An 18,003-nucleotide genomic window follows, 5' to 3' on the forward strand; every position below is an offset into this window, starting at 1 on the left:
ATACATACTTCTGACGTAACGCCGCCGTTTCGGCGGTGCCCTAACCGCCTAGAAGGCGGCGTTACGTTCAACAAATAAAGTTGTCCTAACCGCCCTGGCGGTTGCTATACTTTTTACTATTTTCTAAAAATTGCTGAAATTCACAATTGCCCCCTTCAATCTATTAATTACCTCATCAACAGAAATCATTCCCAACTCCCCAGAAGCACGAGTGCGAATACTCAAACTATTTGACTCAACCTCCTTTGCACCCACAATACCCATCACGGGAATTTTATCCTTCTCAGCATTGCGAATTAACTTACCCAAACGTTCGCTACTCGCATCCGCCTCAGCACGAATTCCTAATATCCGCATCTTCGCCGCTACCTCTTGAGCAAAGGGTAAAAAGTCATTACTAACTGGTAATAAACGAGCCTGAATTGGTGCTAACCACACGGGGAAATCACCCGCATATTCCTCAATTAAAATCCCAATTAATCGTTCTAAAGAACCAAAAGGAGCGCGGTGAATCATTACCGGACGTTTGCGAGTTCCGTCCTCAGCCACATATTCCAAATCAAACCGTTCAGGTAAGTTATAATCTACCTGTACAGTCCCTAATTGCCACTCGCGATCGAGCGCATCGCTGAAAATGAAATCGAGTTTTGGGCCATAAAAAGCCGCTTCTCCAATTCCTTCAAAATAATTCATTCCTAAAGTTTCTACAGCGCGACGAATAGCGCCTTGAGATTGCTCCCAAACTTCATCGGAACCCATGTATTTATCGGAAGTTGGATCGCGGAAACTTAGTCTCGCTTTGAAGTTCTTTAATTGCAGACTTTTGAATACTGACAGAATTAAATCTACCACGCTCAAAAATTCAGCATCCAACTGTTCTGGCGTGACAAATAAGTGGGAATCATCGACAGTAAAGCCGCGAACTCTGGTTAATCCTCCTAATTCTCCCGATTGTTCGTAGCGGTAAACTGTGCCGAATTCTGCTAACCGCATGGGCAATTCCCGATAAGAACGTAATTCGCTCTTATATATTTGAATGTGGAAAGGACAATTCATCGGTTTAAGAACAAAACCTTGTTCTGCTTTGGCCGATTCTTCATCCTCTGCCATCATCGGAAACATATCTTCCTTATATTTCTGCCAGTGACCAGAGGTTTTGAATAAATCTACTCTGCCAATGTGAGGAGTGACAACGGGTAAATAGCCGCGTTTAACTTGTTCTTGCTTGAGGAAATCTTCTAAAATACTCCGCAAAATTGTACCTTTGGGTGTCCACAAAGGCAAGCCTGGCCCGACGACATCGGCAAAAATAAACAATCCTAATTCTTTGCCGAGTTTACGATGATCCCGCCTGATTGCTTCTTCTTTCCGGCGCTGATATTCTTGTAATTGTTCGGGATTTTCCCAAGCAGTTCCGTAGATGCGTTGCAACTGAGCTTTGGTTTCATCTCCACGCCAATAAGCACCGGCGACGCTTTCTAATTCAATGGCTTTTGGACTTAATTCGCTGGTATTTTCTAAGTGGGGGCCGGCACATAAATCCCACCATTCATCACCCAAATGATAGATGGTAATTGGTTCCGTTAGACCTTCTAAAATTTCCAGTTTGTAAGGCTCGTTAATTTCTTTAATTCGGCGTTCGGCTTCTTCCCGGCTGACTTCTTCTCGAATTAGAGGCAATTTACGATTGATGATTTTGATCATCTCTTTTTTGATGGATTTCAAATCTTTTTCTGTAAATGCCTCTGGGATGTCAAAGTCATAGTAAAATCCGTTTTCAATCCAAGGGCCGATTGTTACTAAAGCTTTGGGAAATAGCTTCTGCACGGCCATTGCCATGACGTGAGAGGTGGTGTGGCGAATTTTTTTAAGGGACTCTGACTCGCTGGTGCGAGGAAGGTGGATTTTAGCGGGCTGTTCTGGTGCGGAAAGGGATTCTGGGCTAGACATCGGCTGCTGAACCATTGGAGGATTACTACAAATTGGGACTTAATTTGGTTTTACTGCCTCTATCTTAACTAGAGAAGGGAAAGGGGGAGAGGGGGAGCGGGGGGCGGGGGGGCGGAGGGGCGGGGGAGCGAGGGAGAATTATGAGGGAATCGAAAATTTTGGGATCTAAAATTCAACTTCACTAACTCGAAAAATTTGAAACTTTGTTAAATTAATATTAAAAAATGTGAATTGCGTTAAGCTTATAAATAGATAGATAAGTTGATTTTAATGAATGGTTAATCCCAACTTGCCAGAAACCAAATTGCTCAAAGCTTTACTGCAACCGCTACTGGAGGATTTTCAGTATTGGTTTGAGCGCTCGGTCAATCTCCTGGAAAATGAGGAAATCCTTTTTTTAGGTGCTCAGCAACAATCTGACTTACTTGGCAGGGTTAAACAAGCTCAGCAAGAAGTACGTGCGGCACAAGCGCTATTTCAAGCAACAGGAGGTCAAGTTGGGGTGGAAACGGCTGTGCTCATACTTTGGCACAAACTGCTGACTGAATGCTGGCAAGTTACTATCCACTTTCGCTTAGAGCGGTTTGCTAAACCTGGAAAAAATAGTGAGAGTTGAACTCTGGCCCGCTTGCTTCTAAATTAAGAAGATGGCGATCGCAGATTCAGACAATCTCAAAAATATTTCCAGTTAATAAGTTATTCCTTGCTCAAACACTTTTGTAAATTTTTGTGTGGCTGTTTGGCCCGGAGGAGAATATTATGTTACACCTGCTTTACATTCTAGCTTTCACGATCCTGGCTTTTTTGGCCGTCGGAAACTTATTCCGCAGTCTGCTGACGGTGGGTATGGAGTCTCAGCGCATCCAACCATTTAGGGGTGGTAATCATAACGCATCATCCGCTAGGTTTCAAGCAGTGCCGCATCCAGAATTGTTGGATGATTATGGGAATGTTGTTAATGAGCCATTGTTGGTGATGCGATCGCTGTCAGTACAAGACGCTCGCGAACAATTGGATGCTCTTTATAAGTCTTCTCCGGGTAATAACGACGAGGCCCGCGAGGATATTTAAGACAGTCGAGACCGCAGCTTAAAGATTTACAAAAATTAAAGAAAAGTGCTATTAGCTGTTAGCTGCGAAGCTCATAGCTAATGGCTTATGCTTTTTGATGGTTAAAAACAGTTCACAAAATTTTACCTAATTATTTCCAAACTTACTCATACGAAATGTTAAAATGGCACTATTGAGCAATTTAAAAATTTTAAAATTTAGCTTGCTTATGTACTAGAAATTATTACTATAAGATTAACGCCAAAATTGCCCATCAGAGTCGAGATTTTTTACATCAAAATAAAACCTCCTTTGACACTCTCACCCCAAAAGGGAATGGAATTTTAAGAAATTTATTCGTCATCGGCAAAAATTTACGTCTAAGGCTAGATGATCGTCCCAACTTCCTTACTACCAGAGCTGCTGCAAGCTTTGCCGCAACTGAGATCGCAAATTTATTTCAAGTCTTCGCTGACGGCGCTTTCCCACGCGATGGAAGACCTGGTATTGGCGGGGTTAGACCAGCCGCTAGTGATTGCAAGCTTCCAGCGAGAGCGCTTTTATCGCCAGGAAGCTCACCGCTATCGCCGCATTGCCATGCTCACATCTCAGGTTTATGTGCTGGCGGTACCGGAAACTGATTTCAAAAATTCTTCTGACTGTTACGAGACTGTAGCATTTAAGCCAGAAGATGGGTTGAGTCAAGAGTGGCATTTAGTGGTGATCGGCCAGGAATATTCAACTTGCTTAATCTGTCAAGAACGAAAAGCTACTACTCAAAGTGAGAACAATAGCGCACCGCTGGCGATGATGGATCAAGCTCGTCGCTTTGAAGGGATTTGGACGTTCGATCGCGAAGTGAGCTGTAAAGCTGCTGATTTACTGCTGAAACGAATTCTTAACTATCGGCCGGAGTTAGAACAAAAGATTGAGGAAGCGCAAAATATTTATGGTATTGCCAAGGAATTGCCGAAGCAGCGAAAAACTACTAATGCCAAATCTAAATCTGCCTTGAAAAAGGGGAGTCAAAATCCCAAATTGAATGAGCCGTTTGCTCAGCGGTTGGTGACGTATTTACAGGCGGGTCAACATAAATTACTAAAAGCTTACCGTTCGATCGCGGCCCAAGAGCGAAAAGAGCGGTTAGTTAATTTAATTACAACAGCGATGCGGCGATCGCTCAATCCTGACGAAATGATCGAAGTGGCTGTGCAAGAATTGGGAGAAGCTCTCAATGCTTGCCGCTGCTTGATTTACCGCTGTAAAGCTACAGATGCAGCCGCTAAAATTAATCATGAGTTTTTGCGTCCCGGCACTCGCTCTCTGCGGGGTCAGACTTGGCCGTTGCAAAACAATCCCATGTTTCAGGAAGTCGTAGGTAAGTTAGAGCAAGTTTACGTTGAAGAGGGAGCAGAATATCCTCTGGCGGCTAACACATCAGCGCTGCGGAAACTTGTTCAAGACTGGCAAATTATTTCTTGGCTGATGGTGCCGGTACTTTACCAGGGGCGGGTTTTGGGGATGGTGGAATTGCATCAGTGCCGTTCTGTGAAGCCTTGGGAGGAAGATGAACTGGCCCTAGTGGAGGCGATCGCGACTCAACTGGGAGCGGCCTTGATTCAAGCTGAAACCTATGCCCACTTAGAAGAACTCAATCAACAACTCGAAGCTCTCGATCGCACTCGCAGTAACTTGATCGCGATTACTGGTCACGAACTCCGCACTCCCCTGTCTACTATCCAAGTTTGCCTTGAAAGTTTGAACCAAGACCCCGATATGCCCTTAGATTTGCGGCAAGTGATGCTAGAAACTGCCTTAAGTGACGCTGAGCGAATGCGTAAACTCGTGCAGGACTTTCTCACTCTTTCTCACTTAGAGAGTGGCAGAGTGCAGTGGAACCTGGAAACATTACCCCTGCAAGAGTGTGTCGATCTTGCTCTCAGCAGTATTCGCGCTCGTCGCCAACGTGAGGATTTGCCCCAGATTATCGCACAAGTGCCGCCAGAGCTGCCTTTGGTACAGGCGGATGGGGAATGGCTTGTGGAAGTGCTCTCAAAACTGCTGGATAATGCTTGCAAATTCACCGAGCCCAAAGGTAATGTGACGATTGAAGCTAAGCGCAATAGCGATCGCACGATCGAGGTAGTGGTAACTGATACTGGGCGTGGTATTGAACCTAACCGTTTAGAGGTGGTCTTTGACCGTTTCTATCAGGAAGAAGGTGCTTTGCGGCGGAGTTCTGGGGGTACTGGTTTGGGGTTGGCGATTTGCAGACAGATTGTTAGAAGTTGGGGCGGGCAAATTTGGGCGGATTCAGCAGGGAAAGATCGGGGTTCTCAGTTTCATTTTACTATTCCTTTTGTTGAAAATGACAGAGAGCTAAGGCGATCGTAAACATAATACCAATGCTCCAAAGTTATACAGCAGTAGAGGCAGGAGGAACTAAATCCTTCTTCGTTCTTGCTTCTACCGATCTGGATCGACTTTTTCTTCATCAGATTTTTGTGCATTTTCCTGTTGAGATTCGGCTTGTTTATTTTTCTCTAAAATATCTGAATAAGACCAAGCTGCGCTTACAATTATGCTTTTAAAGATTCCTTTCAAATCCTTTAATTCGTCATTTTCAGAGGGTTGAGACTTTTTATTACCTTCATTAACCATTTTTGCTTCTCCTGTTAAATCCAATCAGTTCTCTATTAATTCTCAAGGCGAAATTGCCAATTGTATAATCCTAGATTACTCCTAAATTCTTGTTTTTGGTTGCAGCGCGTGGGTTCTCCTGTCTCGAATAAGGGGGCATGACCCCGCATACCATAAATGGTATTATATAGTATAGCGAATGCGTGCAAACGATCCGCCGAGGGCGGTATCCGTAACGCCGCCCTCTGGGCGGTGATGGAACCGCTCAGAGGGTGGCGTTACGTAGGTCATTTATCGGAGACAATCAAGGTAGAGGAAGCCGATCGCCCAAATTCTTCAGGAGCGTATTGTAAATGAGCTTCTGCGCCTGGCCAGAGATAGGTTCCGGGGGTGACGGAACGGACAAGGTAATGGAGGCTGTAGGCTCCAGGTTCGAGGCGATCGCTATAGGCGACAACGCGATCGCGATACATCGTTTTATACCCAATTTGCCAGCTATCACCTTGAGCTTCTACCGCCTTTGTAGAGGTTTGGAAACTGTTATCAATTGGCTCGAAACCAGCAGGTAACTGGTCAGTAATTACCACATGATCCACAGGACGATCGGCGATAATTTCTAAACCGATATCAAACACTTGTCCCACTCCCAGAGTCAGCTCTTTAGGAATAGAAAGTTGCTGCTTTCCTAACACTCGATCTTCACCCGCAGGCCGGATTTCTCGCACTACTCGCAACCCGTTTAAGCGTCCCGGTTGATTACCCTGCAAGCGATAGCCATAATTGACGATATAGTGCAGCGTACCTTGACCAGATTTCTGAATGATTAGATCGCCATTTCGTGGTAATTGATCTGTTGCTACAGTGATAAACTGACTGGGATTGCGGTAGCCGTCAAACTGAATGGAATCTAACTGTTTACCAGCCAGTTTTACAGTAGCACTAAACTTAGGCGGTGTCGGCTGAGTCTTGCTGTAATCTACTAAAGCTGTCAGTGCTTCTGCATTGTCATAAGTGCTTTGCCAAGTACCCTCACGCCGCAGATTTAGGAGACTTTGCAATAAGCGATCGATATCTTCTGCTTTACTTTTTTGAGCAATAAATAGGCGTAAAGCTTGAGATTGAATAGCAGTAGGAGAGGCTATCCAGCTTACATTTGGAGGCAGGTTTACCGTAGCTGTGCGACCCGTGATATAGATGCTTTTTTGCAACTCATTGGTTAGCAATTTGGACTCATCTTGCCAGTCATTAAATTGGGAAAGATAACGCGCCAGCTCAATTTGAGTGACTAGATTATATTCACTTCGCTGTTGATAGATATCTGCTAGAAAATCATTGCGTTTTTCACCCAATTCTGCTAGAGAAATTAGAGATGACAACCTTACCTGATTCTTGCAAACTTGCTGTTTGCAAAACTCATATTGTCCGGGGTCAGCAAGAGTTTTCTTCAAGTAGTCTGTCAGGCGAGACCGCATCCCAGAATCAACTGTATTAGGAAAAGCCTTAGATACAGATGCAATTGCACTTGCTGCATAGGGAGTCACAAACGGGTCAGATTGTTCTTGTCCGGGATAGGAAGCAAAACCACCATCGGGACGCTGAAGTTTTTGCAATTTTTCAAGTGCGTTCGCCGCTTCTTTGCTAGGGTTAAAACCTTTCAAACTTTGAGCATACTTTTGAGAAAGAGTTTGCAAATTTGCTGCAATTAATAACTGACTAGCTACTGGTTCCAAAAATGGTAATTGTTCATCCTGTAAAACCTGTTTCGCCGGTGCGATAATTTCTGGTATCAATGTACTTGCTAGAGAAATCTCTAAACCACCGACATCAGACACCACATTTTTATCAACTTTTAGCGGAATTTTTACCTGCTGTCCCCCCCTTTGTAAGGGGGGATTGGGGGGTATTGTTCCCACTTCCACAACGTTTTCTGTAACTTCTAAAGATTTAACCTCTAAAGGCACTTCAAACGCATCTACATTGCCATTTAATTGTGTGGCAAATTGAACTTTAGCATCACCAGCATTACTCGCCAAAATAGGGAAACGGTAAGCATGAGTACCCGATTCAGCCTGAGTTTTTAGATTCGCCGTTGTTGGATTATTGCCTTCAAATTTTACAGCACCAGCCACTTGACCATTAATTGTCAGATTGCCTTTTTGCTGAGTGTTATTAGTCACAGATAAGCCAGCTTGAATGCGATCGCCGGGACGCGCAAACTGCGGTAAAATGGGATTAGAAATTAGCGATTTAGTGGAGATAAATGTCGCCTCTCCATTGCCAAAATCTAAATTGCCATCAGTAGCAACAGCCATCACTCGCCAAGTTGTTAAATCGTCAGGAAGTTTGAATGTAACGCTCGCTTTCCCATTAGTATCTGTAACCGCAGAACCATTGTAATAAGCCAAAGCTTGAAAATCTTTGCGGACGCGAGTATTTGCTGCACCTGTGGAAAATCCACCGCCATAACCCCAACCTTTTGCCAGTGGCGAAGTCATATTTTCTAACACTACATTCGGTCGATTATCGTTAAAGCGGGTAGAAATTGACTGTTCAGCATAGACAGTTTTAACCAAATCTGGGGGGCGATATCCAGTTAGTTGCAGCACGGCTTCATTGACAACCATTACTGTAAATTGTCCCTTGATAGGTTTCCCTTGATTGTCTTGCAATTGCAGTTGTACAGTTTCCTCTGCACCAGGTTGTAATTCTGTTTGTTGGGGAGTGACTTGGACTTTTAAGTATTTAGCGTCTAAACTCGTTTGAAAAGGGGCAAATCCAATTTTTACCAGATTTTCTAGACTGCCAGGTTCCAATTCTTTTAAACTCTTACCTTGACGAACTAACACAGCTTCTACTGCTGCATTTGGCAACATTTCTGGCGTTACTTGGAACTGGATTTGGGGAGCACCTCCCTTAACTTTAGTGACAGTTTGATAGAGGGTTTTATCGCGAACAACTGCAAAGTATAACTCTGCTTCGGGATAAGGTGATTGAATTAACGCTGTTGCGGTTTCACCTGGTTGATAGCTTTTCTTATTAAGTTTGACTTCCAGGCGATTATTCTCGTATCTGTTACCCCAGCTTACGACATTTTCTCCTGTTGCCCAAATCTGTAAATCAGTGGCAGTTACTTCGTTATTGCTATCAGCAAAGTTAGCCCGAATGCGGTAAGAACCAGATTCAGGAGGATTGAGGGATACTGTTTCAGGATTGCTGCTAGATTTTGCCTCGGCTTTTGCTACTGTTTTGTATTCGATTTGATTGCGAGGATTGCGACTACCTTCGAGTACTTGAGTGACGCTACTGTAGTTAATCTTTTGCAATTCAACGCGGACTTTTTGACCTTCTAGTAGTTTTCCTGTAGGATCGGTAACGATGAGTTTAATTGGTAAAGCTTTGCCTGCATCGGCAACGAAATTAGTCTGTAAACCAATTAATCTATCGCTTGGTAGGGCAGTAAATGTTTTAGAATCTGATACAGACAGATTGGAAACATCTGAGACTTCAACATCTATCCGATAATTCATCGGATAGGGCAAATCTTTGCCGACTGTAAATGTTTGATTGCCTTTGCCGCTAGCATCTAATACTGAATTTTGTTGCAGCACATCAGTGGGAACATTCGGACTTTCTTCCGGCCAAAACCATTGCCGCCCAAAGGCAAATTCTTCCCAACCTTTCGGGGTAAATTCTGCTTTGCGGCGAGTGACATAGTATTTAGCTTTTCCACCTTCCACTGGCGAACCAAATAGATAATTACTTTGGGCATTTGCCTCGATTTTATCGTCAATCAGTGCAAATTCTTTATCAATGTTTAAATCTACCTTGAAATTGGGTGGCTTGAATTCAGCAATCCGAAATTGACCGGAAATTTCCGCTCCGTTTCCTGCTTTAGCTAGAATAGAATAGTACCCTAAAGGCAGATTATTTTCGATGGGCAATTCTAGGGAAAATGTGCCAAACTCATTAGTTGTCTGAGTTCCTAAATCAGTCTTAGTGCCGCTGGGAGTTTGCAGCGTGACTGTATAGCTGGCATTTTTATCTTGCTTGATTACTCCATTTTGGAGATAGTAAGCGGTTCCAGTAAACCAAGCTGTTTCTCCTGGTTGATAAAGTTGTCTGTCAGAGAAGATTGTACCGCGCGATTGGGGCTTATTACTATTCCAAGTATCTCCCTCAATCCCGTAGCCATAAGCACCGCTATATTCTTCTGTTCTCGCAAATGCCCAGTCTTTGTTTTCGCGGGCAATTACTAATAAACTTGGTGCTTTTTCAAAGCCTCCTGTTTCAGATTTAATGCACTTCTGTAAATTATCGCGACTGAGTAATAATGTACCATTATTGTCAGTTTTACCCGTTGCACAAGGAGTAGCTTGAGGTCGAGATTTTGCCTGTAATTGAGATTCGTAAATCTCCACTGATGCGGCTACTGGGGAACCATCATCAAGATGATTTACTCGAATTAAACCTGACTCTGGAAACCACTGGGCAAATACTCCCAAATTAGTCAATTGAACTAACCCGTAATTGCCAGGTTCTCGCCATTGCTGTTTACCCTTTTGATCTGAGTAAAGGTTTGTGCGTGCTTGCACTCCATAGGCAAGCATTCCCGTTGCAGAATCCAGTTTTTCTCGCAAGGGAACTGTGATGTCTTTTGCCTGATTTTTCTTGCTTGATACCGGGAAAGTTTGCCATTCCGAAGAATTTGGAAGTAAATCATTTCCTTCGCCTCTGGGATATGCGTCAGCATTATAAACTAAATCAGTGGGTTGAACGACTTTATAAGCTGCTTTGTACTTAGATTCGGGAAGATTAACTGCGGAAATATTCAGTTGTAAGTCCTTACCTGCTGGAAAAATATTTAACCCTGTTGGTGTCCAAATTTCGCCAGAGACATCGCCTGTTTCATACTGCAATGTGACTGGTTTACCCAAGGTTTGACCGAATTTATCTTTGAGGTTAGCACCAATAGTAATAGTATATTTTTGGGCTGGTTCTAAACTCCAGGGGTTGAGACTAACTAAGGGTTCATTGTCATAGGCTTGAACAAGTGTAGGAGATTTTTTGGGCGCGGGATTAACAGTGATATTTTCCTGTGCTGAATCGGCGATTATACCGTTATTAAATTGTAACTGACCGATGCCTTTCACGAACCGCCCATAAGCACCGCCAGCATCGGGTTGTCCGAAAAATTTAATAGCTTTAAATGCCAAAGGTGAATAAGTTTCTACCTGACTGACGAATGGTGTTTCGCTGGGGAGATTACCGCGAAGCGGTAGCAATCCGGGGTCAAATTGTAGACCGTACTGAGTGGCTTTTTCTAGTGTTTGTTGGGGAACTATGGTATAATTAAAAGTGCGAACAGATGGATCGAATTGTTCTTCTTCGGTTTGACGTTCTTCTGATTTTATCTCTGCTTTTTCTAACTCTACTTTAACAGGTACAGTTTTTGTCTGTCCCTCTGGTATTAGTTTCAAATGCTCTTGCACTGAAGCTAAATCTAATTCTACATTTGAGCTGAATTTTAGGGTAGGCTTAATATCAATGGGTTGGAATTCTGAATTCTCTGGTTTAGATGTTGGTAAATTTGAAAGTTGGATGGGTTCTGTGTTAAATGTCCAACCTAAATCTTTGTCAAGGCGATGATTTTTTAAGTCAGTTAAACCTGCTTTAATGGCGATTTGAATACGAGTAGCTTTGGGTAATGCTTGTTCTGGTTGAAATCCCACCATGCGCGGGGTCAAAAAACGAAATTGACCGGGGATAGCAGGTTTAATTTCAAATGATTTGAGTTGGCTTTGCTGTTCGGAACTCTCAAGGCTTTCAAGTGGAATTAATGGTTCTTTAAACCTAATCAGAATTTGGTTGAGAGGTTCAGCTTTTCCAGTAGGACTAATTTCTTCAATCCAGTCTACCAGTTGCGGAGCAATTAGGGGAGCAACTGAGGGAAGTGGTTCAATTTTTGAGGATTTATTCGTGACTCCACAGGTTGTTACTACCAGTGTGAGAATTAGGAGAATTACCGGTCTTATCCATTTTTTGAATTTCATATTGATGTTTTCCTTTACGGCTACTGTATCTACAGTTGACGCGATCGGTTTTCCCGATAAACTTATTGATTTTTTAACTCAGCCATTGCTACGGCTATATAAATGATTAAAGCCTATAATTTTATGGTGTAAAGATTTTGTATTTTTTCTTAATGAGTGCGAAATTTATAGTTTCGGGAAGTAAGGATATTCGCGTTGTAGTCTTGTGAATGAATATGCGTAACGCCGCCCTCTGGGCGGTATATTTAACCGCCCAGAGGGCGGCGTTACGTTATACTTTTTTGTTGATCCGGTAGGGTTGTTTCAATATCGGAAACAGATTAAACCTTTATTGATTGAGGGATTAATTGATGAGAATATTGAGGCTGTGGCTGATTAAAATTACCCAAAAAATTTGGCGCAAAGGTAGAAGTCCTAGACTTCGCCTATTGTTGGTGTTAGTGTTAATTTGCCTAACGGTGCGATCGCTTCCCTATCTCGCGCCTATCCGCGCTGTTGACATCGCACAGGATCGTGAGGCGATCGAATTTAGCGATCGCAACGGACTTCCCCTTGGTACTATTCTCACTCGTGACCAAGAACATACCGCTGCTGTACCCTTAGATCGAGTTTCTTCTCACTTTGTTCGCGCCATTATCGCCGCTGAAGATAGCCGATTTTATCAACATGGTGCCACAGATGTGAGAGCGATCGCGCGATCGCTCCTCGAAGCCGCACAAGCCAAACAGTTAGTCAGCGGTGCTTCCACCATCACCATGCAGTTAGCGCGGATGCTAGACCCCGTACCTCGCACATTACCTAACAAAGTGCGAGAACTTTGGCTATCTTGGCGCATTTTCGCCGGCATGAATAGAGACGAAATTCTCGAATCTTACATCAACAGATTGCCAATGAGCGGCAATATTTACGGCGTAGAAGCAGCCTCCCGCACCTATTTTGGCATTTCCGCCGCCGATCTTAACCTGGCTCAAGCGAGCCTTTTAGCAGCTATTCCCAACGATCCAAATAACCTCAATCCCTACTACCGCTGGCAATCTTTGAAAAAACGGCAAACTTACGTACTCGATCGCATGGTCAAGGACAAGTATATCACGCGATCGCAGGCAAATAGAGCCTTAGCTGAAGAAATTTTGTTAGCGCCGAAAGAACAGGGAATTATTGCCGCACCTCACTTTTTATTCTGGCTATCCAATCAATTACCAAAGCAACATCCGTCTCATATTCGCACCACAATCGATCGTTCTTTACAGCAGTTTGTGGAAGCACAAGTGCAGCAAGTTGTTAACAGTTTATCTCCCCATAATGTCCATAATGCCGCAGCTTTAGTCATAAATAATCATACTGGGGAAGTTTTAGCTTATATCGGTTCTCCCGATTATTTTAATCAAGCAGAAATAGGTCGCAATGATGGAGTACAAGCGCTACGTCAGCCTGGTTCTACCCTTAAACCTTTCTTGTATGAATTAGCATTAGAAAAACGTGCGATTAGACCCAACACCATTTTAGCAGATGTGCCAACTTATTATGCCATTCCCGGTGCAAAACTTTATAGCCCGACTAACTATAACGAGCAAACATTTTTAGGCCCCGTGCGAGTGCGAGTAGCCTTGGCAAATTCCCTCAATATTCCAGCAGTAAGAGTATTAGAAAAGGTAGGAGTTCCTACTTTTCTCAATCGCTTGCATGAATTGGGATTTGAGCATTTAACTCAATCTCCAGAATACTATGGTTTAGGCTTAGTTTTAGGTAGCGGGGAAGTTAGTTTATTTGAGTTAGCTAGAGCTTATGTGACCTTAGCAAGACAAGGGCAATTTACACCGATTGTCACTACATTTAATGATGCCCAACTCCAAAATACTCAACCTGTAATCAATGAAAAAACAGCGGCTTTAATTACTAATATGTTAAGCGATGCTCACGCCCGCGCTCAAGAATTTGGAGTTGATTCTGTGCTGGCTTTACCATTTACTACAGCCGTAAAAACAGGGACTTCTTCTAATTTTCGGGATACTTGGACAGTTGGTTTTACTACTGATTATACTGTAGCAACTTGGGTCGGAAATTTCAATGGCGATCGCATGAAAAAAGTCTCTGGAGTCATGGGCGCTGCTCCTCTCTGGAATCATATTATGTTACACTTGCACGAACATCAAGAACCTGCACCTTTTCCAACTTTAAAAGGGTTAGTCCAGCGCCCTATTTGTGCTATTTCTGGGTGGAAGCCTACCCCTGACTGTCCCTCAGTTGTGCGAGAATATTTTTATCCTGAAGATATTAGTAAGTACGAAACTGAGTCAGGGAGTTTAAAGTTATCTGAAGAGTACAATGGCTGGTTAGCAAAGCAGAGCAAATCTAGTTTTACTAACAGCAATTTCAAAATAGTCTTTCCTCAAAATGATGATTATTTTGTGATAAATCAGAATGAAAAATCACGACTAGAGTTTAAATTAGCGGGAGTAAATACCACCCCGGTTGAGTGGTGGTTGAATGGTAAGAAGTTAACCACCCAGTCATCTAATTCACTATTTTGGCAGCTTCAACCTGGAGAGTGGAATTTGCAAGTTAAATCCGGTAAAATAGTAGATAGTGTAAGATTTCAAGTACAGATTACTGAGAATAAATCCCAGCGGCGCGGCTTTTCATTTGTTAGTAATTCAGTATATTTACCTGCTAAATAAAATCACGTAACGCCGCCCTCTGGGCGGTTTCTTGACCGCCCAGAGGGCGGAATTACGTAACTATTTAGCAGCAGGTAAAGATAACTGCGGTAAAGATTGTGGTTTGTGTCCATTCTCCTCAAAAACAATGGGTTCTCCTGCTAGCAAAAACTCGCGAATTAAACGTGCGATTGCCCTTTGAGCTAAACGCCCCGCTACTTGCTGTCCCATTTGTTGTAATTGTGGTTTAACTAACAACTGTGGCACATATTCTAATACTTTCATTCCATCAAAACCAGGTGTCTCTTGGAGAATACCCCAAATCCTTTTAATATGTTCTAAACTCTGTTGTTCCGCAGGTGTCACCACAGGTGAATCCCCCTTTACACCAAACCATTCGCTCACTACAGCCTTAGCATTAGCAAAAGCAGTACGAGAGAGTACATCTAAACTTTTAACTAATTCCTCCACAATGCGCTCGCGAATGAAATCTCCTCGCTCCGAAAACAAGAAATCTAGCGCCTGATTCAATACTTTACTAATATCATAATCCTCGCTATCCCTAGCATTTTTGAGCAGATTTTCCAAGCGATTCCAGCGGAAATTCCCATCTTTAAATAGCAAATCTCGCAGGGACGCTCTTAACTCTGGAGCGGGATCGCTTAGCAACCGTTTTGCTACATAAGGATAAGCCTTACTAAGGACTTTAAAATTCGGATCGACATTAATTGCAATCCCTTCTAATGTTACTAGCGAGCGAATAATCAAAGCATAATAAGCTGGCACTCGAAACGGATAGTCATACATTAAAGCTGACAATTGATCCGTAATACTTTTGAAATTCAGTTCCGCAACGCTTGCACCCAAAGCATTATTAAATACATTCGCTAAGGCTGGAATAATTGGCGTTAAGTCAGTCTCTGGCGTTAAAAATTCTAACTTCACATAGTCCTTTGCCAAGCCTTCAAAATCGCGGTTTACTAAATGGACTATAGCTTCTAATAAGCCATACCGCTGATAAGGTTTAACTTCACTCATCATCCCGAAATCCAAATAAGCCAACTGACCATTAGGAGTCGCTAATAGATTCCCCGGATGCGGATCGGCATGAAAAAAACCGTGTTCTAGCAGTTGCCTTAGAGAACACTGAACTCCCACTTCTATTAAGTGTGGTGCATCAATTCCTTGGGCGCGTACAGCTTCTAAATCAGTAAGTTTAGTGCCAGTAATCCACTCCATTGTCAAGACGCGGCGGCCCGTTTGTTCCCAATAGATTTTAGGGACGTAAATATCCTTGATATAACCGTAAAGTTTGGCAAATCTTTCAGCGTTATGACCTTCGTGATTGTAGTCCATTTCTTCATAGATCCGCTCCCCAAATTCATCCATAATTCCTACTAGGTCGCTGCGGATGAATTTGAAAGTTTTATGCGACCAAATCGCTAATGTTCGGAGAATATATATATCCAAACTAATGCCCTCAGCTAAATCAGGGCGCTGCACCTTTACTGCGACTGTTTCGCCAGTCTTCAATTTGCCTTTGTAAACTTGTCCCAGAGAAGCTGCGGCTATGGGATTAGGGCTTAGTTCTGCGTAAATTTCGTCTGGAGGAGCGCCTAATTCTTCTTCTATAAATTGATAAGCTAATTCGTTGGGAAAAGGCGGTAATTGGTCTTGTAATTTTGCCAATTCCTCTAAGTAAGTAGATGGTACTACGTCAGGTCGTGTTGAGAGTGCTTGTCCGATTTTGATGAAAGCTGGGCCGAGTTGGCTAAGAATTTCTCGCAGGCGAATTGCTCGCCTTTGCTCATTTTGAGTGACGCGACCCGTTTTTTTGTCTCGCCACAAACTGAAAGCAAAGCTGATAAATGTCCAGACAACGCTCAATAACCGCCCCCAGACTTTAAAGGGGCGCTGGCTATAGTATTCTGCGCTCGCACTTGGGTTGTAGCGAAGGGCCTCTTCTGCCTCGCCAGCCATATCTAGAGCTGATTTCAGACCTTCGGAGTTGGCTGGAATTGGCTTTAGTTCTATTTCTACTGGGCGCACGGAGGGCATTTCTACCACTGAACCATTGGCTAGTGGGGTATGAGTCCCTGAATCTGAATAAACCTGTGGGGAAGCAGGCGATACCGTCTTGACATCCATATAATCTCAGACTGATGAGGAGCACTGTAATACATTGTAACAATCTGCCTGCTTTGCACCACAGCTTTAAGGCATAGAGCTTATGGAAGATCGGGGGATGGGGAGGAATAGGGATGGGGAGGATGGGGAGGATCTGGAAGATGTATCTCCCCCCCGCTCCCCCGCTCCTCATCTCTATTCCGCACTGGCCTTGTTGAATAACCGATTGCGAATATCTGAAAGCTGTGCTTGATTGCTGACTGGCGATCGCGGTTTGGGTATTTCATTATCCGGCCAACTTGGCAAATCAAAACAGGGACAACAATCCGGTGGCATTCCCTGTAGGAGCAGAGGTATCGGCATTGCACAGCGAGCACAAGGATCTATGTCCCAAGCGGGAGTCAGCAGTTGTGCGATCGTTTCGCTGGTTCCTTCCAAGTAGCAGTCTCCCGTTTCAGGGGAGATAATTTTTTGCCAGCACTCTTCAAATTCTTTGCTGTAGCGATCGCCTGCAATCACTGATTTAGGCAGCAGTGTTTCAGAGCCATTGCGAATTAAAACCTTTTTTCCTAACTGAAACCAGTAGGCTAGATATTTTCTAACTTGATTTTGTGATGCCATTTTTTTTGATAATTAAATTGTTTAAATAGCTACCAGCTAAGTGAAGTTCCACCAATTAGGGTGAGTTTACCAAATCTTTGACTTCTCTCCATTAATCACATAAATTTCCGACCAACTTCTTCCTACTACCGATAGATTTTGGCTAGAGAACTCCTCTAACTATTTGCAGATAGAATTTTGTTCACCAGCTTAGTTGTGGGGAAAATAAAATTTAAGTGCAATTTAATGTTGTTATTATTTACTATAATAGCTGCCTTCGCTGAAAATAGCGCTCCCCAAACCTATAGTTATTATAAAGATTATCAAATATTAGATTGCCGATTTATATTTCCTGGTAGAGGGAAACCGAGAGCACTCAAATTCAAGACGTGACCGCCAGCAACCAGATAAACTGGATTTGCGATCGCCCCTAACTCCCGAATAGCAGTACCCAAGCGATCGCGAAACAAGCGGCCTAGAGGATAAGCGGGTATCACACCCCAGCCAGTTTCCTCCGCCACAAAAATTACATCCCCCCTCGATTTCTGCAAACTGCTAAGTAAATCTTGCAGCGTTTGCCTCCACGCAGCCTCATCTAATGCCAAAATATTAGCTAGCCAAGTTCCCAGGGAATCAATTAACAAGCAACTCGACTCATTTGCCAACTCAATCGTACCCGCCAAATCTACAGGGACATCCAAAGTATTCCAACTTGCAGGGCGGCGATTTCGGTGTAATTCAATTCGAGCCTGCCACTCCGTATCATTCGAGTCAAGCAGAGCCGTAGCCACATAAATAACAGATTTGTGCGATCGCACAGCCAAAGTTTCCGCCCATTCACTTTTACCCGATCGCGCTGGCCCCGTAACCAAAATTATCTGACGATTCATAAATCCTATAGTTAAAAATCATAAATGATAGCTTTGCCT

The 18,003-nt window shown here is 43.3% G+C and carries 10 protein-coding genes; 4 read left to right on the plus strand and 6 right to left on the minus strand.

Going from position 1 to position 18,003, the window contains the following annotated elements; translation table 11 throughout:
* Nucleotides 1–123: 123 nt before the first annotated feature.
* Entirely contained in the window at nt 124–1,950 is a 1,827-nt protein-coding gene (gene thrS / locus PY364_RS15915; RefSeq protein WP_343277604.1) for a threonine--tRNA ligase, read from the minus strand.
* Nucleotides 1,951–2,224: 274 nt separating this feature from the next.
* Here thrS and PY364_RS15920 point away from each other — a divergent pair, with 274 nt between their 5' ends.
* The 3 genes from PY364_RS15920 to PY364_RS15930 all read left to right on the plus strand — a co-directional run bounded on the left by PY364_RS15920 (nt 2,225) and on the right by PY364_RS15930 (nt 5,394).
* Nucleotides 2,225–2,566, plus strand: a complete 342-nt coding sequence (locus tag PY364_RS15920; protein WP_275523952.1) for a DUF2605 domain-containing protein — start codon at nt 2,225–2,227, stop codon at nt 2,564–2,566.
* Between the two features lie 143 nt (nt 2,567–2,709).
* Nucleotides 2,710–3,021, plus strand: coding sequence for a DUF2973 domain-containing protein (locus PY364_RS15925; protein WP_275523953.1), 312 nt, complete (start codon nt 2,710–2,712; stop codon nt 3,019–3,021).
* A 369-nt stretch (nt 3,022–3,390) separates the two neighbouring features.
* Nucleotides 3,391–5,394, plus strand: coding sequence for a DICT sensory domain-containing protein (locus tag PY364_RS15930; protein ID WP_275523954.1), 2,004 nt, complete (start codon nt 3,391–3,393; stop codon nt 5,392–5,394).
* 72 nt (nt 5,395–5,466) lie between these two features.
* Here PY364_RS15930 and PY364_RS15935 read toward each other — a convergent pair whose 3' ends face one another.
* Nucleotides 5,467–5,661: a hypothetical protein gene (locus tag PY364_RS15935; RefSeq protein WP_275523955.1), complete on the minus strand. Its 195-nt coding sequence runs from the start codon at nt 5,659–5,661 to the stop codon at nt 5,467–5,469.
* A gap of 266 nt (nt 5,662–5,927) precedes the next feature.
* Nucleotides 5,928–11,690, minus strand: coding sequence for an alpha-2-macroglobulin (locus tag PY364_RS15940; protein ID WP_275523956.1), 5,763 nt, complete (start codon nt 11,688–11,690; stop codon nt 5,928–5,930).
* Nucleotides 11,691–12,040: 350 nt separating this feature from the next.
* On the opposite strand from PY364_RS15940, the gene pbpC reads away from it, so the two are divergent.
* Nucleotides 12,041–14,368 carry a penicillin-binding protein 1C gene (gene pbpC / locus PY364_RS15945; protein WP_275523957.1) on the plus strand — a complete coding sequence of 776 codons (2,328 nt, stop codon included), beginning with the start codon at nt 12,041–12,043 and terminating at the stop codon, nt 14,366–14,368.
* A gap of 60 nt (nt 14,369–14,428) precedes the next feature.
* Here pbpC and PY364_RS15950 read toward each other — a convergent pair whose 3' ends face one another.
* The 3 genes from PY364_RS15950 to cobU form a co-directional block, all read right to left on the minus strand.
* Nucleotides 14,429–16,495, minus strand: coding sequence for an AarF/ABC1/UbiB kinase family protein (locus PY364_RS15950; protein WP_275523958.1), 2,067 nt, complete (start codon nt 16,493–16,495; stop codon nt 14,429–14,431).
* 174 nt (nt 16,496–16,669) lie between these two features.
* Nucleotides 16,670–17,095, minus strand: a complete 426-nt coding sequence (locus PY364_RS15955) for a hypothetical protein (RefSeq protein ID WP_275523959.1) — start codon at nt 17,093–17,095, stop codon at nt 16,670–16,672.
* A gap of 302 nt (nt 17,096–17,397) precedes the next feature.
* Nucleotides 17,398–17,964: a bifunctional adenosylcobinamide kinase/adenosylcobinamide-phosphate guanylyltransferase gene (cobU, locus tag PY364_RS15960; protein WP_275523960.1), complete on the minus strand. Its 567-nt coding sequence runs from the start codon at nt 17,962–17,964 to the stop codon at nt 17,398–17,400.
* Between the last annotated feature and the right edge of the window lie 39 nt (nt 17,965–18,003).

Source organism: Kamptonema sp. UHCC 0994 (assembly GCF_029167235.1).
Classification (GTDB): domain Bacteria; phylum Cyanobacteriota; class Cyanobacteriia; order Cyanobacteriales; family Microcoleaceae; genus Kamptonema.